General features: G+C 44.6%; 26 protein-coding genes. 12 read left to right on the top strand and 14 right to left on the bottom strand.

Annotated features, from left to right (window positions below; genetic code table 11):
- Positions 1–32 precede the first annotated feature (32 nt).
- The 3 genes from EZMO1_RS07025 to EZMO1_RS07040 all read left to right on the top strand — a co-directional run bounded on the left by EZMO1_RS07025 (position 33) and on the right by EZMO1_RS07040 (position 3626).
- Positions 33–1433: an IS1380 family transposase gene (locus EZMO1_RS07025; protein WP_034873155.1), complete on the top strand. Its 1401-nt coding sequence runs from the start codon at positions 33–35 to the stop codon at positions 1431–1433.
- A 543-nt stretch (positions 1434–1976) separates the two neighbouring features.
- Positions 1977–3084 (top strand): IS3 family transposase gene (locus EZMO1_RS07035; RefSeq protein ID WP_145912483.1). Its coding sequence is split into 2 segments (ribosomal slippage): positions 1977–2245 and positions 2244–3084, totalling 1110 coding nucleotides; the frame shifts between segments, so codons are not numbered across the junction.
- A gap of 110 nt (positions 3085–3194) precedes the next feature.
- A complete protein-coding gene (locus EZMO1_RS07040) occupies positions 3195–3626 on the top strand; it encodes a hypothetical protein (RefSeq protein WP_034874498.1) in 432 nt (143 codons plus the stop codon).
- A gap of 75 nt (positions 3627–3701) precedes the next feature.
- Here the strand turns inward: EZMO1_RS07040 and EZMO1_RS07045 are convergent, their stop codons facing one another.
- Positions 3702–4127, bottom strand: coding sequence for a helix-turn-helix domain-containing protein (locus EZMO1_RS07045; protein ID WP_034874497.1), 426 nt, complete (start codon positions 4125–4127; stop codon positions 3702–3704).
- The gene (locus tag EZMO1_RS07050; RefSeq protein WP_236631991.1) at positions 4124–4456 is read right to left on the bottom strand and encodes a type II toxin-antitoxin system HigB family toxin; all 333 of its coding nucleotides are present in this window, start codon (positions 4454–4456) and stop codon (positions 4124–4126) included. The genes EZMO1_RS07045 and EZMO1_RS07050 overlap by 4 nt, the downstream gene beginning before the upstream one ends.
- Before the next feature lie 435 nt (positions 4457–4891).
- Between EZMO1_RS07050 and EZMO1_RS07055 the strand changes: the two genes are divergently transcribed.
- The gene (locus tag EZMO1_RS07055) at positions 4892–5113 is read left to right on the top strand and encodes a hypothetical protein (protein WP_034874494.1); all 222 of its coding nucleotides are present in this window, start codon (positions 4892–4894) and stop codon (positions 5111–5113) included.
- 127 nt (positions 5114–5240) lie between these two features.
- On the opposite strand, the gene EZMO1_RS07060 is transcribed toward EZMO1_RS07055, so the two are convergent.
- On the bottom strand, positions 5241–5552 hold the full coding sequence (locus EZMO1_RS07060) for a hypothetical protein (RefSeq protein ID WP_145912514.1): 312 nt from the start codon (positions 5550–5552) through the stop codon (positions 5241–5243).
- Between the two features lie 198 nt (positions 5553–5750).
- On the opposite strand from EZMO1_RS07060, the gene EZMO1_RS07065 reads away from it, so the two are divergent.
- Complete coding sequence (locus tag EZMO1_RS07065) at positions 5751–7187, top strand: hypothetical protein (protein ID WP_034872942.1); 1437 nt, start codon at positions 5751–5753, stop codon at positions 7185–7187.
- Between the two features lie 20 nt (positions 7188–7207).
- Here the strand turns inward: EZMO1_RS07065 and EZMO1_RS26130 are convergent, their stop codons facing one another.
- Positions 7208–7564 carry a hypothetical protein gene (locus EZMO1_RS26130; RefSeq protein WP_145912515.1) on the bottom strand — a complete coding sequence of 119 codons (357 nt, stop codon included), beginning with the start codon at positions 7562–7564 and terminating at the stop codon, positions 7208–7210.
- Between the two features lie 301 nt (positions 7565–7865).
- Between EZMO1_RS26130 and EZMO1_RS07075 the strand changes: the two genes are divergently transcribed.
- The gene (locus EZMO1_RS07075) at positions 7866–8069 is read left to right on the top strand and encodes a hypothetical protein (protein ID WP_034874490.1); all 204 of its coding nucleotides are present in this window, start codon (positions 7866–7868) and stop codon (positions 8067–8069) included.
- 137 nt (positions 8070–8206) lie between these two features.
- On the top strand, positions 8207–8494 hold the full coding sequence (locus tag EZMO1_RS07080; RefSeq protein WP_061509336.1) for a hypothetical protein: 288 nt from the start codon (positions 8207–8209) through the stop codon (positions 8492–8494).
- A gap of 123 nt (positions 8495–8617) precedes the next feature.
- Here the strand turns inward: EZMO1_RS07080 and EZMO1_RS07085 are convergent, their stop codons facing one another.
- Both EZMO1_RS07085 and EZMO1_RS26135 read right to left on the bottom strand, forming a co-directional pair.
- Positions 8618–9343 carry a hypothetical protein gene (locus EZMO1_RS07085; protein ID WP_034874489.1) on the bottom strand — a complete coding sequence of 242 codons (726 nt, stop codon included), beginning with the start codon at positions 9341–9343 and terminating at the stop codon, positions 8618–8620.
- A 7-nt stretch (positions 9344–9350) separates the two neighbouring features.
- Positions 9351–9614 (bottom strand): hypothetical protein, encoded by a 264-nt coding sequence (locus EZMO1_RS26135; RefSeq protein ID WP_145912516.1) that lies wholly within the window; start codon positions 9612–9614, stop codon positions 9351–9353.
- A 288-nt stretch (positions 9615–9902) separates the two neighbouring features.
- Here EZMO1_RS26135 and EZMO1_RS07090 point away from each other — a divergent pair, with 288 nt between their 5' ends.
- The 3 genes from EZMO1_RS07090 to EZMO1_RS07100 all read left to right on the top strand — a co-directional run bounded on the left by EZMO1_RS07090 (position 9903) and on the right by EZMO1_RS07100 (position 10946).
- On the top strand, positions 9903–10190 hold the full coding sequence (locus EZMO1_RS07090) for a hypothetical protein (protein ID WP_034874484.1): 288 nt from the start codon (positions 9903–9905) through the stop codon (positions 10188–10190).
- A 127-nt stretch (positions 10191–10317) separates the two neighbouring features.
- Positions 10318–10605, top strand: coding sequence for a hypothetical protein (locus EZMO1_RS07095; RefSeq protein WP_034874484.1), 288 nt, complete (start codon positions 10318–10320; stop codon positions 10603–10605).
- Between the two features lie 77 nt (positions 10606–10682).
- Positions 10683–10946, top strand: a complete 264-nt coding sequence (locus EZMO1_RS07100) for a hypothetical protein (protein WP_034874482.1) — start codon at positions 10683–10685, stop codon at positions 10944–10946.
- A gap of 75 nt (positions 10947–11021) precedes the next feature.
- Here the strand turns inward: EZMO1_RS07100 and EZMO1_RS07105 are convergent, their stop codons facing one another.
- From EZMO1_RS07105 to EZMO1_RS25370, 3 genes are all read right to left on the bottom strand, one after another.
- The gene (locus EZMO1_RS07105; protein WP_051789717.1) at positions 11022–11399 is read right to left on the bottom strand and encodes a metallophosphoesterase family protein; all 378 of its coding nucleotides are present in this window, start codon (positions 11397–11399) and stop codon (positions 11022–11024) included.
- A 66-nt stretch (positions 11400–11465) separates the two neighbouring features.
- Positions 11466–12893, bottom strand: coding sequence for a transposase (locus EZMO1_RS07110; protein ID WP_145912468.1), 1428 nt, complete (start codon positions 12891–12893; stop codon positions 11466–11468).
- A 151-nt stretch (positions 12894–13044) separates the two neighbouring features.
- The gene (locus tag EZMO1_RS25370) at positions 13045–13413 is read right to left on the bottom strand and encodes a metallophosphoesterase family protein (RefSeq protein WP_082211860.1); all 369 of its coding nucleotides are present in this window, start codon (positions 13411–13413) and stop codon (positions 13045–13047) included.
- 116 nt (positions 13414–13529) lie between these two features.
- On the opposite strand from EZMO1_RS25370, the gene EZMO1_RS07115 reads away from it, so the two are divergent.
- Positions 13530–14870, top strand: a complete 1341-nt coding sequence (locus EZMO1_RS07115; protein WP_145912517.1) for a transposase — start codon at positions 13530–13532, stop codon at positions 14868–14870.
- Here the strand turns inward: EZMO1_RS07115 and EZMO1_RS27250 are convergent.
- Both EZMO1_RS27250 and EZMO1_RS07125 read right to left on the bottom strand, forming a co-directional pair.
- The gene (locus EZMO1_RS27250) at positions 14834–15034 is read right to left on the bottom strand and encodes a hypothetical protein (RefSeq protein ID WP_034874480.1); all 201 of its coding nucleotides are present in this window, start codon (positions 15032–15034) and stop codon (positions 14834–14836) included. The genes EZMO1_RS07115 and EZMO1_RS27250 overlap by 37 nt on opposite strands.
- A gap of 103 nt (positions 15035–15137) precedes the next feature.
- Positions 15138–16112: a hypothetical protein gene (locus EZMO1_RS07125; RefSeq protein ID WP_034874478.1), complete on the bottom strand. Its 975-nt coding sequence runs from the start codon at positions 16110–16112 to the stop codon at positions 15138–15140.
- 137 nt (positions 16113–16249) lie between these two features.
- Here EZMO1_RS07125 and EZMO1_RS26140 point away from each other — a divergent pair, with 137 nt between their 5' ends.
- On the top strand, positions 16250–16504 hold the full coding sequence (locus EZMO1_RS26140) for a hypothetical protein (RefSeq protein WP_145912518.1): 255 nt from the start codon (positions 16250–16252) through the stop codon (positions 16502–16504).
- A 166-nt stretch (positions 16505–16670) separates the two neighbouring features.
- Here the strand turns inward: EZMO1_RS26140 and EZMO1_RS27760 are convergent, their stop codons facing one another.
- Genes EZMO1_RS27760 through istA form a run of 3 tightly spaced genes read right to left on the bottom strand, consistent with a single transcriptional unit; the run spans position 16671 to position 18758 of the window.
- Positions 16671–16805, bottom strand: coding sequence for a hypothetical protein (locus EZMO1_RS27760; protein ID WP_275934931.1), 135 nt, complete (start codon positions 16803–16805; stop codon positions 16671–16673).
- A 13-nt stretch (positions 16806–16818) separates the two neighbouring features.
- On the bottom strand, positions 16819–17580 hold the full coding sequence (gene istB / locus EZMO1_RS07130; protein ID WP_034873160.1) for an IS21-like element helper ATPase IstB: 762 nt from the start codon (positions 17578–17580) through the stop codon (positions 16819–16821).
- Positions 17580–18758: an IS21 family transposase gene (gene istA, locus EZMO1_RS07135; RefSeq protein WP_034874476.1), complete on the bottom strand. Its 1179-nt coding sequence runs from the start codon at positions 18756–18758 to the stop codon at positions 17580–17582. The genes istB and istA overlap by 1 nt, the downstream gene beginning before the upstream one ends.
- Positions 18759–18867: the final 109 nt, after the last annotated feature.

Genomic DNA, 18867 nt, shown 5'->3' on the forward strand with positions numbered 1-18867 from the left:
AAAGCTTCGGAAGAAGCAAACCGGAACTTGCCATGCCCAAATCTACACAAGAACAGCTTCGTTTTCATCCCTCAAATGGAAAAACCATCCGGGCAGACTTCAATGGTGGGGAGTTATCTTCTGACTTTGGCACTCTGCTGCTACGGGAAACCATTCTGCAGAGCGGTCTTATCTGCAAAATGACTGATGCCATCAATGACAGACGCCATCAATCCTATATCGACCACTCCCTGAAAGAACTTCTGGTTCAGCGGGTTCTGCAAATGGCCTGCGGCTATGAAGATGCCAACGACAGTAACCGTTTGCGTAAAGACCCTATGTTCAAACTGGCCACTGGTCGCAATCCGTTGGACAGCGATAACCATCTCGCATCAGCGCCCACTTTTACCCGGCTGGGACAATCTATGACCCGCTCCGACATTTACAGGATGGCTGAAGCATTTGTGCATCACTTTATCAGCAGTTACAAGCTGCCACCTCCGGTGATCGTTATCGATCTTGATCATACACCGGCCATTACTCATGGTGGCCAGCAGATGAACCTGTTTAATGCCAAATATCAGGACTACTGCTACTTGCCCCTGATGATTTTTGAGGGACTCAGCGGCAAGCTGATTACGGCGATTCTTCGTCCGGGGAAAACCCCAACGGGCAAGGAAAATGCAGCCATTCTCGAACGGGTCATTCGGCTGCTTCGGAAAAAGTGGCCGAAAACCCATCTACTGGTTCGGGGAGACAGCCACTTCGCTCAACCAGAGTTAATGTGGGTGGTTCAGAATGCCCCTCATTCGGATTATGTCCTGGGCAAAGGTGCAGGCCACAAAACGGCTTTGCGGCCAAAAGCCAAAGAGTTGTTGGATGAAGCGCGTCAAGCTCTGAAGGTCAAGACTGAGCTGGCAAGACTGAACAACATGCCAGAACCTGATCGGCTCAGACTTTACGGGGAAGCAGAATACCAGGCCAAGAGCTGGAAAGGTCTCGATACCCGGATAATTTACAAGGCGGAGGTCAACCAAAAAGGCGACAACCCTCGTTTCATTGTGACGTCGATGAAGGAAGCTTCTCCAGAGGTAATTTATGAAGAGCTTTACTGTCCAAGAGGACAGGATGAGAACTTCATCAAACATCTGAAAAGTGATCTGTCCGGCGACAGATTGTCCGATCAGGGCTTTTTGGCTAACCATTTGAGAATGTTTTATGCCTGTGCCGCTTATGTTTTGCACTATGAGTTAAGAACCAAGACTTTGAAAGGTACGGAGCTGGAAAAAGCGCAGCCATCAACGGTGATCATGAAGCTCTGTAAAGTTGCAGTCAAAGTGGTTGAATATAAAGACCGAATTAAACTTCATCTGCCGCGTAGCTGCCCATTCAAGAGGCTTTTGCAGCATGTGACAGAAGTCTTTTACCAGATGCCGATACTTCGACCGGGGTAGCAACTTTCATAAGACTCAATCAAGGTACATAGCAACCAGATGAAAGAGCCTTGGGGCTTTCCGTTATCCTGAAATAGCAGGATTCGTTGATTAGCGTCTAATCTGTAAGCAAGTATGGGCTGCAATGTCTTTCACATGGTTAACAGAGCAGCAGGCTTGCGGAAAAGTCCAAAATTAAGAGGATGGGATGGTAGTTGCTGCTTGTTTATGAAATATCCGGGCTAATGAAAATGAACCGTTTTTACATGACAAATGACAACCATCAATTTTTATATCTAATGTTACGATCTCAATTTCATGAGGAGGATTTACCTTCAGTTTTAATGCTATTTTCCTTGGTTCACTTCTAATCGTAAGCTCGCTACCTGAAAATTCAACATCCCAATAATCTGTTGAACCTTTCCATTCATTGTTCTCTATTCTGAAAATTTCATTTCCATGTTCATCACTGAAAACGCCACTAATACTATGATGGACCCCATAAACTGGACAGGTAGCTAAGTTAAGTTTTCTGGCTGTAAGATGACCCTGCAGGAGGGAATCATGACAGCAAAAAGAAAACGACATAAGCCCGAATTTAAGGCACAGGTAGCACTCGAAGCCTACAAGGGCGAAAAGACCATAAACCAGCTGGCAAGCGAACACGAAGTTGCAGCCGTTCAGGTTAGCCAGTGGAAGCGACAGCTACTCCAGGGGGTTCCAGAAGTCTTCGGCAGGGCACGGCCAGAGGTAGATCCAGATGTGCTCACTGCCCCCCTGTATCAGGAGATCGGACGGCTTAAAATGGAGCTGGACTGGTTGAAAAAAAAATCTGGCAATGTCCATTGATGACAAACGGAGATGCATAGACCCGGATCACTCGAAGATCAGCATTCAGCGCCAATGTGAACTGGTTGGGTTAAGCAGGTCAAGCTGGTATTACCAAGCTTCTCCAGCTTTGGAAAGCCCTGAGAATCTGAATCTGATGAGGCTCATTGATGAGCAGTATACACGTACACCGTTTTACGGCAGTCGTAAGATAACTGCATGGCTGAATGAGCAGGGCTTTCCGGTCAACAGGAAGCGTATACAGCGACTTATGAGGCTGATGGGCATACAGGCTGTCGGACCAAAACCGGGCACAAGCCTGAGAAACAAAGAGCATAAGGTTTACCCGTACTTGTTGAACGGCGTTGATATTGTGAGACCCAATCAGGTCTGGAGTACTGATATTACGTACTGCCCGATGCCTCAGGGGTTTATGTATCTGGTTGCCATTATTGACTGGTACAGCCGTTACGTGGTCAGCTGGGAGCTGTCGAACACACTGGATGCAGACTTCTGTATTCATGCGCTGGGTCGAGCTTTGGAACAAGGTGAACCTGATATATTCAACACTGACCAAGGGTGTCAGTTTACCAGTAATGATTTTCTGGCACCTCTTCAGGAACGGGAAATACGTATCAGCATGGACGGGAAAGGGCGAGCACTGGATAACATTTTTGTCGAGAGGCTGTGGCGCTCCGTCAAACATGAATGGCTGTACACGCATGAATTTCAGACTGTTCCAGAGCTTTATACTGGGCTGGATGAATACTTTGAGTTTTACAACACTGAACGATTACACCAGTCGTTGAGTTATAAAACGCCTAAGGCAATTCACTTTGCATGAGGGCTTTGGACCACTGCCAGGACTTAACTTAAATTTGTTGGTTTACTGTCTTGACAGTGGGGTCCACCATATTTGTTAGGTAGCTGGTACACACTGGATAAGGAAACACAATGAAAACTGAACAGGAAATGCAAAAAGAAAAAGCCCCTACATTGGAAACAATGGACGAGCTTACAACTTACATTAATTCGCTGACTGAACGTGAGCATGATTACGGTACATGCGTTTACGCTATGAGTCTTGCTGCGACTGCCGCATTCAATCATGTTGCGAGCAAACTCGGAATAACTGGCTTTCAGGCAAGCTGCGCTGATATGGATATTATTCGTCGAACCCGACACATCGAAAGTCCGTTTGCTTTGATAACGGCTGAGAAAGCATTGTATCCACAGTACGATATAAAATCAGATGTCGATGGTTATTTAAACGACTGGCAAGACTGGTTAAAAAAAGCAGCCAGAGACAAACTGAAAGAAAGCGAGAAGGAATCCGTCCATACTGACGTTTGGGCGCATTGGGAAAGACTAGCAGAAGCTACCTAACGCCTGCTTCAGCCGCGCCGCCGACGGCGGCGTCGGGTGGAGGGGCGAAGCCCCGGAACGAACTGGAAGCATTTGTTATGCCCCGTTGAAGAACACAGATGGTGAGATTTTGAAGCGTTGAGAAAGTGCCTGTATATGATCTCTGGTAAGGTTTCTTGAGCCACTAAGAATCATGGATACAAGACTTTTGCTACCCAGCTCATTTTTCAAGTCATCAGCCTTGAGCTGATACTGATCCATTATTGTTCTTAGAATTGCCACACCATCATCAAGATTTTCAATTCTTTTATTGAATTCAGAAAACTGCTCCGATTCATCCTCCCATTTTTCGATTGAGACAGAAAGTACCTCAATCAGTGGGAGATACTTATCGTAGTCTTCAATGAGTTCATCCATTAACTCTAGGGCTTGTTCGTATTCGGCCTCATTATGAATACGCCCAACAAAACTAGCTTCAGAGAAGAAGTCTACAGCTTTTTGCTTTAGATTTGAGAATCTCATGAACCTGCCTCCTTTACGTACTTCTTGCATAATTTGTCGTATTCAGCGTGAGTGACAATATGTTTTACATACATGCGGCTATCTCTGAACTCAATGAAAGCAATGAGTCGGAGGTTGTTGCCACCAATATCAATCACCCACCATTTATCTTTGTACTTGAAGTTATCCAAGCTTGGGAAGAGTGATTTCAGTTCGTTAGGGCTATGAAAATCACCATTCCTCAATGACTTATATGCAGCATCAATAGCAGCTGCATCATTCGGGTACTTCTTTGCAGCTTCGTTAAACGGCTTTCTTGAGATAACGTGCATAATAGCCTCTACATTCACTTATTGTGAACTTTAGCACGCTTTAGAGAGGTCTACAAATTGTGAATCGCAGATGGGGGTTAGGGGCATAACGCCTGCTTCAGTGGCGTGCCGTAGGCACGTCCATTGGAAGCATTTGTTATGTTCTATGCACGAAGTAAGGAGAAATATTTGAGTAAACACAGTACAACAGGCGAACTAGCAGATCGCTACAGGCAACAGATCAATGCTGAGTTTAATAAAACAAAGCGGCAAACCACCAATCAGTCATTACAAGACAGACGCAAGAGATTACGACACCTCAGCAAATTGTCCAGAAAGGTGCATGATAGAGGGTATATTGTTTTAAAAATCGAAGGGTTGGTTTAGCAACATAACGCCGTTTTCAGAGGCGTGCCGGAGGCGCGTCCGCTGGAAAACATGGTTATGTCTGCGCCCATCCGACAGGAACGGATAATGAAAACACCAAATGAAATTTCAATGACACTGGCTGATGTACTTAAAATCGTTGATGAACAAATAGACGAGGTGGCAGAACTCTATGCTGACTATGGCAATAAAAAAGGTGAACCATTATTCGACCCTGCTACCCAAATGAAATCAATGCTTTCACACTTGAGCGTGAAAATAATGGCGGCTGGGGTTAGAAAATCTACAGAATCAGAGAGCGCAACATAACGCCTGGCTCAGGGGCGCCGCCGCAGGCGGCGTCCCTTGGAGCCATTTGTTATGTTGGCAGCCCCGCCACACGGGGAATGATTACAGGTGCAGCGGACAAACCAATACTTTTTATACAAGCCTTCTGTTACATCTCTCTTTTCTGAAACGTTACTTGCTGAATTCCTTCGATCCCCCAGTTAGTAAAGGAAATCATTTGAAATGGACCGAATGGTGCTGTAGCTCGACCATAAAATGTACCATCCGCGCTACAGCTATCAGTCCCCGAAAAGTGAAAAACAATTCCCATGTTAGTAATCGTGCCATTCAGTTCACAACTATTACCATATCGCGCCTCCACTTTACCATTTGTGATCGAGGCAAAGGAGTCAGGCTCAGATGAAGAGCCAACATAATCACCATCAAATACTTCTACTGGTGAGCCGTCGCTATTAGGCATCTCTACCATCTCAACAGCTTCTTCGAAATCACCACCACTGATTGTAAGGGTGAAAGTCTCATACTGACCATTTTTTCTGGGCTTGCCGTCCGTGGTTTATACAGCAGCTACAAATTTTCTCTGGACTTACATAGGAACGGCCAAACACCGCTATGATGGTTACTGTAAAAGATACCGCAACAGTGAAAGGCCGCCCCGATGCAAGTATGTCAGCCACTAGCTGAAGCCGCCAATTTTTCTTGTCATGCTATCCAACAGCTTGAGCAAAAACTGGCCGTTCTTCGTCAGGAACACAGCCCAATCAAGCACTTTGAAGACTATGAAGGTGAGATCCATAAACTCTTTATCGAAGCAGAGCAAAGCGTTCTGGCAGAAGACCTGACCGGGCTTGATATTGACGTTCCTGCGATTGAGGTAAGCGGTGTCTGTTACCATCGGGTGTTGCGATCTTCAGAAACTTATCAATCCGCTGTCGGCCCTGTCCGGGTTTTGCGTACGCTCTATCGTAACGGTAAGGATCACTCTATCATCCCTTTGGAGCTACAGGCAGGTATTGTAGAGGGGTATTGGACACCAAAAGCAGCTAAACAAGCTGTCTGGATGGTTGCGCAAATGCCTCCCGGAGAGGCTAAAAGCCTACTTGATCTGATAGGGAACATGACGCCCTCGGAAAGCTCTCTGGCCAGACTACCCAAAAAGTTCAATGCGCAGTGGGAACCCAATAGGGAAGCCTTTGAAGACTTTCTCTGGGAAAGCGTCAAGGTTCCTGAAGAAGCTGTGACTGCGGCCGCTTCTCTTGATGGCGTCATGTTGCCGATGAAAGATGGTAAACGTCAGGAAAAGCGGGAACAGAATAGAGTCGATGGCAAGCGAACCCGTGGCCCTGCTGGCTGTCAGGAGGCCAGTTGTGGAACATTGTCGTTTTACGATGCACAGGGTGAACGCCTCTCAACGGTCAGGATGAGTCGAATGCCTGAAAGCAAGAAAGTGACTTTGAAACAATCACTCTCCGCACTCCTGAGCGAAGCTCTTCGACAGAGGCCAGATCTGACGCTTGTTAAAGTCGCTGATGGGGCAAAAGACAACTGGACCTACCTTGCCAATGAACTCCCTGAAGGTCACGAGGTTGTAGACTTCTATCATGCCGCAGAGCACCTGAAGAAAGCGTTTGACCTGTCCTATGGTGAAAACAGCAACAAATCCAGAGAAAAGTTCATCACCTATCGCCACATCCTCAAAGAGGAGCCCGAAGGTGTTGAAAAAGTCATCAAAGCTCTGGCTTACCAGCATAAACGACACCCTCGTCGATCGAAGTTGAAAACAGAGCTGGAGTACTTCAGAAGTAATCGAACCCGCATGAACTATGCTGAACACTTGTCGCACAACTTGCCAATAGGCTCAGGGGTTATTGAGGCTACTTGTAAAACCTTGGTAACGCAGCGAATGAAGTGTTCTGGAATGAGGTGGCGGCATCCCGGAGGCCAAGGTATTTTGACAGCAAGGTCATTAATTCAGAGTGGCATGTTCGACAATGGCTGGAAGTTACTGGCGGTGACCTACTGCGCCAAGGTCACGGAAGTGGGTATGGACAATGTCATCCCATTCCCCATGCAGAAAGGTGACTTGGAATTATAGTACCAGTCAATATGAGACTTTCACCCGATTGTAAAGCTGATATTTTGACCCTGAATCTGACCTGTCAGATAGGCATCATTAACTCGTACACGGTCATAATACAAGCTACCATTGCCTGAAAGACTTTTTTCACCATTTCTCTCAAATGTAATACGTGCATTGTAGCCTTCCGAAGTTTGAATCGGTAGTGTAAGAAGGCCTTCATTATCTGGAAACCACATTAGACTTCCGTACATATCCTGTGGATAGCGGTACACCTTCATTTCGCCAACAATATTATCGCCACCGCCACTATCGCTATTACTACTATCAGATGAATTACAACCAGCTAAAGGCATAATCATACAAACTAAACAAGCTGCTAGTTTTTTATTCATTAATTTCACCACTGTTAAAACAGCGCTTAAAATAGCTATGTTGTCATTAGAAAACTTTGACTTTAGTCAGTGTTTGAAATGAACTCCGTGTAGTATCAAGAAGACATTAAGACTAATGACTAAATAATAATCACATTGCTAAAGTTGATTAAATTGTTAACATATTTAATTAACCAATAGAAAAACCTTTTGATGTGTCGCTGCAACATAACGCCCCAATGAGCCGCAGCCGAAGGCTGTCGGTTCGATTGGTTTGTTATGTTTGCGGTTGGCACAATCTATAAAGCAGGAACTGAATGACATGCCAAAGTTTAAATTTAAAGCGGCTGTGACTGTAAGCTGCTGGACAGAAGTAGAAGCAGAAACACTCGAAGAAGCAATGACGGAAGCTAAACAAAGATCATTAGCGAGTTTGCCCTATCAGCCGTTTTCTTCGCCAGTGAATGAGAGCTGGCACTTTGATAATGACGGAGAACCGCAAGAGATTGAATCGGAGGATGATTAGCGCAACATAACGCCTGCTTCAGCCGTCGCCGTAAGGCGGTCGGGTGAGCGCAGCGAACGTACTGGAAGCATTTGTTATGTTGCGAACTTTCAACACTGAACACACAAGAAAACTAAAACCAGAATGGAGAAGTAACCATGACTAACTTTGAAAAACTTGACCTTGCATTCAGGCAGGCATCAGCATTTATTGTTGGTGGTAACGTATGTGGAGATTACTCATTGTCCTATTTGGATGACCCTGAAGACGAGAACATTGCTTTTTATATCTATGGTGAGCGAGGACTTTACAGAGAGTATTTTGTCAGTAAAGAAATGATTAACAATGGAACGATAAGAACTTGTCATCAACTAACAGTTACCTACTATGAAGGGAAACCACTCACTATTCAGCCATTATTCCCAAGGCTGGACTCAGCCACATAACGCTTGGTTCAGCCGCGCCGCCGACGGCGGCGTCGGGTGGAGGGCGAAGCCCGGAACGAACTGGAACCATTTGTTAGGCCAAAGCTCCGAGCTTTTTTGAGATGACAAATATAATAAGCAGAATCAATTGACTATTTTGTTCGCGTTAAGTTTCCTTAATTCATTAATGCGTAATTCATTAATTGATTCATATACAGCCTTACGATCAGTAAAATCATTCGAAGAAAATTCTAGTAATTTACCATATCCACCAATCACCAAAGGGTCAAATTCAGTATAAAAACATAATCCTGTATCTTTATGTAATACTGATACGTGTGGGCTATATCTGGCAATATACTGCTGACTATGACTTTTATATTCGATATAAAATGGATCAACAAAATTAACCAAAAAGGTAAAGTCTGTTCCTTCATACTTTGTATAGCTAGAGCTATATGGTGAACAATCTTCTTCAGATAAAATTACATATTGTATTTCAGAAGTTGGAATGTTAGTAGTATAACTTTCATTTAGTGTAGGGTTATAAAGCTCAAGACTAGAGCTACAATCTTTCCCCCGCTTGCTGCAAAGGTCCCTAGCTTCATTTACATAATCAGAAATTTCTTCATCAGAAAGAGGCTCTAGTTGCTTAACTTTTTCTTTACTAGCCAGCGAAATCCAACCAGTCCCATCATTCCCTTGAAATTGACCATTTTGAAAACGCAAGGTTCCTTCCGCACTTACTGCATCAGAGCCTATTGTTATACCTTTTCTAAAGGTTGCACCAGAATCATCAACAACAAGATTACTTGCAAATACATTTGTTGAAAGGGCTACGATAGCTAAAGCAAAAATTTTCTTTTTCATATACAGCTTAATTAATAGTCAGAGTTCCAGTATTATTGACAGTAAGGCTTGAAACAGAAACAGATTGGGCATTTGAAATGGTTAGTTTTCCGCCAACTGTTGAAGGATTTAATATCACTTCTTGGTTTTGAGCATCGTGATGAAGTTCTTCACCTGCTGAAACATTACCATCAATTCCGCTTGACGGTGGTTCAGATGGTGAGTCTTTAGAGCTACCACTATTACACCCAACTATTGCCACTACTATTAGCAGTGGCAGATACTTCCTCATAGCTAATATCCCCAAAATACAGCAAGAGACTTCTTGCAGAACCAAGAATATAAGTTAATTCACCCTAAAAAAATAGTATTAATATTTATTTCTTCTTCTATTGCCCAAAAAAGAGACATTAAAATCATTAACCTATTTGCATAGGTCTTTGTAGGGCCTAACGCCTGCTTCAGCGGCAGCCGAAAGGCTGTCCGGTGAGCGAAGCGAACGAACTGGAAGCATTTGTTATGTTGCGAACTTTCAACACTGAACACACAAGAAAACTAAAACCAGAATGGAGAAGTAACCATGACTAACTTTGAAAAACTTGACCTTGCATTCAGGCAGGCATCAGCATTTATTGTTGGTGGTAACGTATGTGGAGATTACTCATTGTCCTATTTGGATGACCCTGAAGACGGGAACATTGCTTTTTATATCTATGGTGAGCGAGGACTTTACAGAGAGTATTTTGTCAGTAAAGAAATGATTAACAATGGAACGATAAGAACTTGTCATCAACTAACAGTTACCTACTATGACGGGAAACCACTCACTATTCAGCCATTATTCCCAAGGCTGGACTCAGCAACATAACGCCTGCTTCAGCGGCAGCCGAAAGGCTGTCCGGTGAGCGAAGCGAACGAACTGGAAGCATTTGTTATGTTGCGAACTTTCAACACTGAACACACAAGAAAACTAAAACCAGAATGGAGAAGTAACCATGACTAACTTTGAAAAACTTGACCTTGCATTCAGGCAGGCATCAGCATTTATTGTTGGTGGTAACGTATGTGGAGATTACTCATTGTCCTATTTGGATGACCCTGAAGACGGGAACATTGCTTTTTATATCTATGGTGAGCGAGGACTTTACAGAGAGTATTTTGTCAGTAAAGAAATGATTAACAATGGAACGATAAGAACTTGTCATCAACTAACAGTTACCTACTATGACGGGAAACCACTCACTATTCAGCCATTATTCCCAAGGCTGGACTCAGCAACATAACGCTTGGTTCATCGGCTGCCGGTAGGCAGTCCGATGGAACCATTTGTTATGTGTCGAACCGACAGAGGAACTGAGCCATGAAAGAATACAACTCAGAAAATGAGATATATCTGGTTGTTTTAAATCGACAATCAGGTGATTGCCCAAAAATATGTAAAGCATATAACAACCAATTTTTTGAAGACTTGCAGCAAGCATGGGATTTAGCGCAAGATTTAAACCACGAACACCGGACAAGCAAAGGTATTGATAATGACTTGTGGACAGTAGTTAATTTCCACGGACAAATCACCAATGAGTTTGAGTCCCAAGAAGATGTTATTAAATTCTTAGACACATAACGCCTGGTTCAGCCGCGCCGCCGACGGCGGCGTCGGGTGGAGGGGCGCAGCCCCGGAACGAACTGGAACCATTTGTTATGCAGCCCTGCCCGATTTGAGTGAAAAAGCCCAATCATTGCGACGTCTTGCTTTCGCTGCATTCACTGCACTATTGAGTTCATATGGTACTTTAATAAACTCAATGCCCCAGCCTGTAGAGCACCGTTCAATCATTGCGTATGAAGCATGGGAGCAATAATTTTGCATGCTATGCACTACTGGCTCTTCATCTTTGTATGCAGGCAAACCAACACTACCTGGATTTACGACAAGCTGCTCATTTGTAAGCTCAACAGCTCTTGGAATATGTGAATGACCACACAGGACAAGCTTTTCTGGCACGTTACTGAGAAAGTGCCTTATTTCAGGTTCATTCCTGACCGTTGGTACGCCAGATGATATATCTTCGACCATATACACCAGATCATTATCACTCGATGCTGCAGTTTTACCTAAACAAGTAACGTATTTATCTCGATTCTAAGCTGCATCTAAAAGTTTAAACTTCCGGGCGTGTGCTTTGAGTGAGTCAGTTGCCTTTTGTTCTCCCAGGTCTCTACCAGCCATATGCCTGCTCGACTCCCGCTTGGGCAAAGTATGCTCTAAGGCTAAGGCCAGAGCCTTAAGCTCGGTATCTGGATCTTCCGATTCAACCACTGATTTCACCGTAGCAAGCAAGGCTTCTGCATTGAGGCGTTCGATCAGACAGCCTGCGGGCATTCCGGCCTGTTTGTTTTTCAGTAGGACGAATTGCTCAGGGTGCAGTAACAGCATGTGTTCGCACAGCAGGCTCAGGATCACGCCGCGCTGCGATCCGTCAGCACCTTGCTGTTTGCTCAACCTGTTCCAGCCACAATGAGCTTTCCAGTCTTGAATGAAAACCTCGACCAACCACCTCAAGGTGTAAATCCTGGCTATGTCGGTATGCCGCCATGACATATCTGAAGCCACCAGATAGCGATAATCCTCTTCACCCTCATACTTCAGGGCAATAACAAAACGTCTTTTCCCATGAGCCTTAACATACAGCCGAGCAGCCAGCATCGTGACCTGCTCTTCTTTGCCACCGCGTATTATGAGTTGAGTTTCAGCGCCTTTCTGGCGCGAAAAGTAAGCTTTGAGAGTCGCTTCCGAGTGGTTTCGGTTGGATACTTTCTGATTCGAGCGCAGTTGGCTGACAACCTGGGCTCCGCCTGTTATTTCCGCAGCCTTATCCATAAAGTCTCCTGTGCCATACAGTGCATCAGCGAGAATTGCTTTGATCGTAATGTTGGGAAACGAATCAACAAATTCTTGCAGCATAACCAGCGTCAACGACTGCATGGTGGGGTAACGAACATGATCTGGCTCAGGACGGTTCGGTCGTTCTTTTTTCTGAATGCCTTGCTTCCTGAGCGCCTTGTCTTTCTTCCTCCATGCAGATAACTCAGGGTCAGGAATATAAAAGCGAAACCCTACTGGAAAGGTAGCTACTTCAGTAACGAGCACCATAAACACCAGTTCCTGCCCATTAAAATAACCACCTGTTGATTTGTCTTTTATCTTATGGGCACCGTCGATTTTTGAAGTCCTTTTAGTGCGCTTTTTTCCTGTATCGTCGATAGCAAGGGTTCCACTTTGTATTCCATAGCGTAGAAGAATATTTCTGACGCTGGCCTGTAGCAGGCTTTGCCATGCAATTTCTGCTTGATAAAACATCCAGCACAGACGGGTCGCTTTGAATCTGCCTAAGCTTCTGCGCTCAAAAGCAGCCCAGTTAATAGTTTTAGTTACCACGATTCCCATGATAAAAACGCCCAGTGCCACTTTCTGGGATCTACTCAACTGCGCAGAGGAATTGATGGACTTGAGCGAATCATTCAAAGCATCCAGAAAGGCAGTGACAACGGGTAATGGGCGAATTAGCAAGATACGACACTTGACGGTTATTAAGTTCCTATGAGATCTTACCTCCAACCTGCTGCTGTGGCTATGATGGAATCTCGCAAGGCTTGAATTCGGAGCTGCAGTAGTAGTCTGCTCTTATGCCACCCTGCCATTTCCTGCTCTCCCTCAAATATCAAAAACTGCAGCATCGAGTATCAGGGACTCCATGACACAAGAAAATACCTTCTGGGAGAGATAATGTAGAAGGTAAAGACTTCATCCATGGCAGAGCTTCATTTGGTAATTCTGCAAGTATGAACTGCATTGTAGGATTATCTGATATTTCCTCTGGAGTAGCCTCATAAATTTGGCGATCCTGATTCCCCCTGATTGTAATCATTTCTTCGGATCGTAAAAGTTCATAAGTTTCTTTGGGTGCGAGAGGACCATATAAGATATCGCCAAGATTTATGAATTTCCTCGCCCCTTTCTGTTTTGCATCTTTGATTACTGATTCTAATGCCCAGATATTGCTATGAATATCTGATAAAACTGCCAGCAATTCCCGACGAATTAATTCAGCCCAACAGTACCAAGGTCTGAGAAGGACCCATAAAAAAGCAAATTCCTGAACTTTGAGCTAAATTTCATGCAGTACTCATTCACTGTCGTATTTCTATGCCTGCTAAGCAAGACAAAATTTTGGTCGATCGGTTAATCAATACTGTTCGCCAGCAAGCATCCCTAATACCTGATCATCGTCCCAATAATTGCAAGGAAAAAATTCTTCTCTCTGATGCAATAATGTCCGGTCTGGCTGTGATGCACATGAAATGCCCTTCACTTCTGAGCTTTGAGCATGAATGTAAAAATCCAAGGGTTGTTCACAACCTGCGCCAGATGTACGGCGTTCAGCGTATTCCCAGTGACACCCATCTGCGGGAGATACTTGACCCTATTGAAACTGATCATTTCAGGCCATTTTTCAAGTCACTCTTCTCTTACGTCCAGAGTTCGAAGTGGCTAAAAAAGTTTCAGTATTTTGAAGAAGGCTATCTGGCTCCAGTGGATGGTACAGGGCATTTCGCTTCAGGCAAGATTAGCTGCCCTGAATGTTGTATCAAAAAAGCCGATACTGATACCCCCCAGTATTACCACCAACTGTTGGCTATATGTCTGGTCAAGCCCGGACAAAAAGAGGTCTTGCCTCTGATGCCAGAGCCTATTACCAAGCAGGTCAATGCTTCTAAAAACGATTGCGAAAAAACCGCACTAAAGCGGTTGCTGGAAAACGTCTACAGAGAACATCCCAAACTAAAACTGGTACTGACATTTGATGACCTGTATTCAGATGGGCCGACGATAAAAATGGTCAAGTCTTATGGGTACAGCTTCATTATGGTGGCCAAGGACAGCGACCATGCGTCATTGGTTGAGGCGGTTGATACTCTGGATGCCAGGGGTGAGGTTAACCGTTATGAATACGTTGATGAGGACGGCTACCGGCACTGGTTCAGATACGTCAACAACGTTCCCATCAACAAGAGTCACAAGGATGTTCTGGTCAACTATCTGGAATATGTTGAGATTAGCCCCAAGGGCGAGAAATACACCAATGTCTGGGTAACAGATATCCAACTGACTGACGACAGCGTCACCAGAGTGATGCGCGGAGGCCGTGCGAAATGGAAGATTGAAAATGAAACCTTCAACACGCTCAAGACACAGGGTTACCACCTCGAACACAACTACGGACACGGCAAGGAGCATTTGGCTACAAACTTTGCCTGCCTGACGTTTACCGCCTTCCTTATTGATCAGATAGAACAGTTAGGGTGTTGCTTGTTTCAGAAAGCCTGGACGGCAAGCCACTCTAAAAAAGCGCTTTGGGAGCATATGAGAAGCCTGTTTCAGTGGTTTTTCATTGACTCTTGGCGAGACTTTTTTATGGCAATAATCTCAAGAACCTCTGAAGGAGTTGGTCATAATATCCGTTCTGTTATTCCAGATACTTCATAGCTGCCGGGGTGAGCCTGTGTCTGAGCGAAAAATTCATCCAGAATGTCAGCTTTGGGCTGAAGGTTGTTTGCTGCAAATCCGAAAAATGGTTCACCCTGCAGCAGGGTATACGTCTTAAGGCGTATATTTGTCGGGAATTGCTGTAAAACTGCAATTTTACTCATAATGTTTTTGTTTTGTATGGCTGCATAACGCTTGGTTCAGCCGCGCCGCCGACGGCGGCGTCGGGTGGAGGGGCGAAGCCCCGGAACGAACTGGAACCATTTGTTATGCGTGTTCTCTGAATATTTCGTCGTAGTTTCTATCTTTTATATACTCAAGAATACTATCAATTTCGGTAGATTCTTTATTACAGCCATTTTCTGAGTTTTTCTCGCAATAGTCATCAGGATACCAAGTGATTCCTATTGGTAAATCTTCAATGATTGTTTTAGGAAATGTCCTACCTGAAGAAAGAGAGTACATTCTTTCACTATCTAAATCATAACCCTCAAAACTAAAGTTGAGTTCTTTGAGGCATATTCTTGTAATTGCTTTAAATTGGTAACGAGTACGCCAATAACCCCAGTCCCATAGAGTTCTTGTCGGAATATATTTGTATATGGTTTTTTCTTTACTTTTTATAGTAGGCACTACTATAAGTAAATTAACGTTTTGTTCGCGCTTTTCAGATAACTCTAGGTTTTCAACACTTTTGAATGCAATTACTTCAAAATCATAGCCATGATTAAGTTTAATGTTTTTTATTAGGCTTAATAACCCATGTTCCATTTTGTAATAATCTTTTGTATCATATATTTTTTTCTCACCTGTTTCTAGCCATTCTCTCCTTACATTGAAAGTAGAGCAAGCCCAATCTATGACCGCAGGAGATAGTTTTAATAGTAACTTTTCCTTATTTGAAACATCCGTTAAAGTTATTGAAAACTCTTCTGGCAAAAAACGTGGAATCTCATTTTTATGTATATCATGAATTTCTAGTAAATTAATGAATCTATCAACTATATCAAGAACATTTTCTGTTTTCTTGATCTCATCTTTTTTTACTTCTTCCTTTATCTCTACTTTTACTTCACTTTCCTTTGTCACCATTTCAGTTTTGTCAGAACTATCCTTTTTGAATTGCAATATTGTTGCAGTTAGAAAAGAACCGAGAAAAGCGGCAATTGGTTCAAATCCAGGAGCAAAAAATACCCAACTGAATGTTACGGCAACAGCCGACCAAGCTAGGATTTTGATCAATTATATTCCTCCCATGAGCTTGATGATTTGTATAAACGCATAACGCCTGCTTCAGCGGCAGCCGAAAGGCTGTCCGGTGAGCGCAGCGAACGCACTGGAAGCATTTGTTATGCGGCTGCGGATATAGGAAACGAACCGTGAAAAAAGAAAGTAACGCTCTCGAACAACTAGAACTTTGGAATATCCTTTATCCCAACAAACCATTGCAGATTGGGTGCAAGGTAAAGGTACATCCCGATTGTCCATATCAAACAGACTGGAATGATGAATACATCATTACTGGGCTGTGCGTAGATTATCATCGAGACTGTAAATTAAATATTACCATCGCTGACCATCTAACAGATGCTGGCTCAGATGGATGGGGAGCTGGGGATTTGGTAGCCGCATAACGCCTGCTTCAGTGGCGTGCCGAAGGCACGTCCATTGGAAGCATTTATTATGTTGTGGTGCTAATTAACAAAGGTGAAAAGTTATGAACACAACTGAAAATATGATATTTGATCGGGCATTAAGACACATGGAAGAACTCACACAGCACAACAATCATACCGAATGTTACATTGCTGGTTGTGGATTACTTGGTAAGTCTGCCAGTAATGTTAACTCCGCTTTAATATGACCTTCTTCCACCGGTTTGAGATGACCCGTTTTCAGCAATACTTTTGACCCGCTTTCAACGGTTAAGTTCACTGTGTTTTCAGGTTTATTTCTTGGCAGAAGTGCCTTTCAGTAATCCAGCTTTGCGCTTCTCTTTCAGGCGGTAACTCTCACCTTTGATATTGAGAGTTGTCGCATGATGCAGTAGCCGATCCAAGATCGCAGTGGCTATGGCTTGATCGCCAAAGATCTCGCCCCAGTCGACAAAGCTCTTATTCGAGGTCAGGATGATACTTGCCTTTTCGTAACGGCGAGTCACGAGTCGGAAGAAAAGGCTGGCTTCATCCTGATCCATAGGAAGGTAGCCAATTTCATCCAGTACCAGCAGCTTTGGGTACATCAGTTGCTGCATCTGTCTTTCAAGCCGGTTCTCCTGCAACGCTTTTTTCAGCGTAGTCATCAGCTTGTCGAGGCTCATGAACATAACCCGATGTCCGGCTTCTGCTGCCTTAACAGCCAGAGCTATTGCCAGATGTGTTTTACCAACACCTGGCGGTCCGAGTAATACGACATTTTCAGCACGATCAACAAAACCAAGACCGGAGAGTTCCCGAACCACTTTTCGGTCAACGGTCGGCTGAAAGCTGTAGTCAAACTGCTCTAATGTTTTTAGCCATGGTAACCGGGCTTGCTTTAGACGACTCTCAAGCCCTTTCTGGTGACGGCCAGCCCACTCAGTAGAAAGCACTTCTACCAGGAACTCCCGGTAATTCAGGTCTTTCTTGCTGGCTTGCTCACACAGGGTATCAAGGTTGTCAGCCAGGTGGTCAAGCTTAAGGCGATTGACCAGTGTCGTTAACTGTTCCATCACACCACCTCCTCATAATGGCTGAGGTCACGGGTTTCAACCTTGATCTCGTCATACAGGGCACGGTGGTGGGTGGCGTCGAGTACCCAGCGGTTCTTTGCGTCAACCAGCAGATGGCTGGCAACGAGGGTATCGTCCGGGCCATAAACCCGTAGCTGCCGGTCAAGTCCCATGCGGATACTGACTTGCTGACCAACCAAAGTACTGGGAACACTGTAGCGATTCGTCTTAAAATTAATGTAACCATCAACCGGCACACGTCGTGTTTCCCGGTAGCTGGTGTCATAACGAATATCCGGTAGCTTTTGAAGGTGCGGCTGTTCTTTAGCAAAGCGGTCAGCCACTTTTTCTTTCAGAGTGTCATGATGGCGTTCATCTGCTACGTTGGTCAGCCAGTCTCCCAGTTGCTGGTTCAAGTGCTCAAGGCTTTCAAAGCTGCGATAGCGCTGGAAGAAGTTTTCTTTTACGTAGCGCACCATACGCTCGGTTTTTCCCTTGGTCTGTGCTCTGTAGGGTTTGCAGGCTTTAGGCTGAAACTCGTAGTGTCGAGACAACAACAGAAAACCTTCATTAAACTTCACCTGTCCGTTACCAGGATGCTCCAGAACTGCAGCCTTCTGGTTATCAACCAGTACCTGCGCACTTGAACCCCCGAACCACTCGAACGCCCGGATCAGGCTTTCATAAGTGTGTTCCGCATCATTGCTGTAAGCAGCAAAGGCATAGAAGCGGCGTGAGTAGCCCAGAACATTAACGGAGACATAAACTTTGCGAAGCTCACCTCCAACTTCGATCTGCAGTTCTCCCCAGTCGTGCTGCAACTGGTGACCGGGAGCCGTTTCATAACGGGTGGTCGCCTTGCTTTCACGCAGGGTGCGTTTAGGGTGGATATAGTCCCGTAAAATGGTGATGCCACCGGCATATCCCTGCCCTTTGATTTCGGCAAATATGACCTCGGCATTCCAGACATTCTCAGCCAGTAACGCGTCAATGACGGATTTGAAATCATCAAGCTTACTCTGGCGAACACCGGATTTGCGTCTGGGTGGTGGCCCTTGCCTTTGCAGGGCTCTCTTGACGGTACTGACAGAGCAACCTCTCTGGCAGGCAATGTCCTCAAGATAGCAGCCTTTGTCTCTGGCTTGCTTTATCATAAGGTAGTCCTCTCGGTTGATCATGGCTCCTTTTCCTGAGTGCTGATAACACTATGGGATTCGGCCATGAAGTGGTAAATCGAGAGGTCATTTCAAACCGGTGATTTGGGGTCATTTATTGGCGGAGGTAACA

The organism is Endozoicomonas montiporae CL-33, assembly GCF_001583435.1.
Classification (GTDB): domain Bacteria; phylum Pseudomonadota; class Gammaproteobacteria; order Pseudomonadales; family Endozoicomonadaceae; genus Endozoicomonas_A; species Endozoicomonas_A montiporae.

Bases quoted from the DNA above. Each gene is read 5' to 3' on its own strand.
- EZMO1_RS27250 (WP_034874480.1), bottom strand. From the start codon at position 15,034: ATGAGTAAAATTGCAGTTTTACAGCAATTCCCGACAAATATACGCCTT.
- EZMO1_RS07115 (WP_145912517.1), top strand. From the start codon at position 13,530: ATGCCTGCTAAGCAAGACAAAATTTTGGTCGATCGGTTAATCAATACT.
- EZMO1_RS07090 (WP_034874484.1), top strand. From the start codon at position 9,903: ATGACTAACTTTGAAAAACTTGACCTTGCATTCAGGCAGGCATCAGCA.
- EZMO1_RS07055 (WP_034874494.1), top strand. From the start codon at position 4,892: ATGAAAACACCAAATGAAATTTCAATGACACTGGCTGATGTACTTAAA.
- EZMO1_RS07060 (WP_145912514.1), bottom strand. From the start codon at position 5,552: ATGCCTAATAGCGACGGCTCACCAGTAGAAGTATTTGATGGTGATTAT.
- EZMO1_RS26135 (WP_145912516.1), bottom strand. From the start codon at position 9,614: ATGAGGAAGTATCTGCCACTGCTAATAGTAGTGGCAATAGTTGGGTGT.
- EZMO1_RS26130 (WP_145912515.1), bottom strand. From the start codon at position 7,564: ATGAATAAAAAACTAGCAGCTTGTTTAGTTTGTATGATTATGCCTTTA.
- EZMO1_RS07085 (WP_034874489.1), bottom strand. From the start codon at position 9,343: ATGAAAAAGAAAATTTTTGCTTTAGCTATCGTAGCCCTTTCAACAAAT.
- EZMO1_RS07025 (WP_034873155.1), top strand. From the start codon at position 33: ATGCCCAAATCTACACAAGAACAGCTTCGTTTTCATCCCTCAAATGGA.
- EZMO1_RS07040 (WP_034874498.1), top strand. From the start codon at position 3,195: ATGAAAACTGAACAGGAAATGCAAAAAGAAAAAGCCCCTACATTGGAA.
- EZMO1_RS07080 (WP_061509336.1), top strand. From the start codon at position 8,207: ATGACTAACTTTGAAAAACTTGACCTTGCATTCAGGCAGGCATCAGCA.
- istA (WP_034874476.1), bottom strand. From the start codon at position 18,758: ATGATCAACCGAGAGGACTACCTTATGATAAAGCAAGCCAGAGACAAA.
- EZMO1_RS07065 (WP_034872942.1), top strand. From the start codon at position 5,751: ATGCAAGTATGTCAGCCACTAGCTGAAGCCGCCAATTTTTCTTGTCAT.
- EZMO1_RS07075 (WP_034874490.1), top strand. From the start codon at position 7,866: ATGCCAAAGTTTAAATTTAAAGCGGCTGTGACTGTAAGCTGCTGGACA.
- EZMO1_RS07105 (WP_051789717.1), bottom strand. From the start codon at position 11,399: ATGGTCGAAGATATATCATCTGGCGTACCAACGGTCAGGAATGAACCT.
- EZMO1_RS07095 (WP_034874484.1), top strand. From the start codon at position 10,318: ATGACTAACTTTGAAAAACTTGACCTTGCATTCAGGCAGGCATCAGCA.
- EZMO1_RS07045 (WP_034874497.1), bottom strand. From the start codon at position 4,127: ATGAGATTCTCAAATCTAAAGCAAAAAGCTGTAGACTTCTTCTCTGAA.
- EZMO1_RS07100 (WP_034874482.1), top strand. From the start codon at position 10,683: ATGAAAGAATACAACTCAGAAAATGAGATATATCTGGTTGTTTTAAAT.
- istB (WP_034873160.1), bottom strand. From the start codon at position 17,580: ATGGAACAGTTAACGACACTGGTCAATCGCCTTAAGCTTGACCACCTG.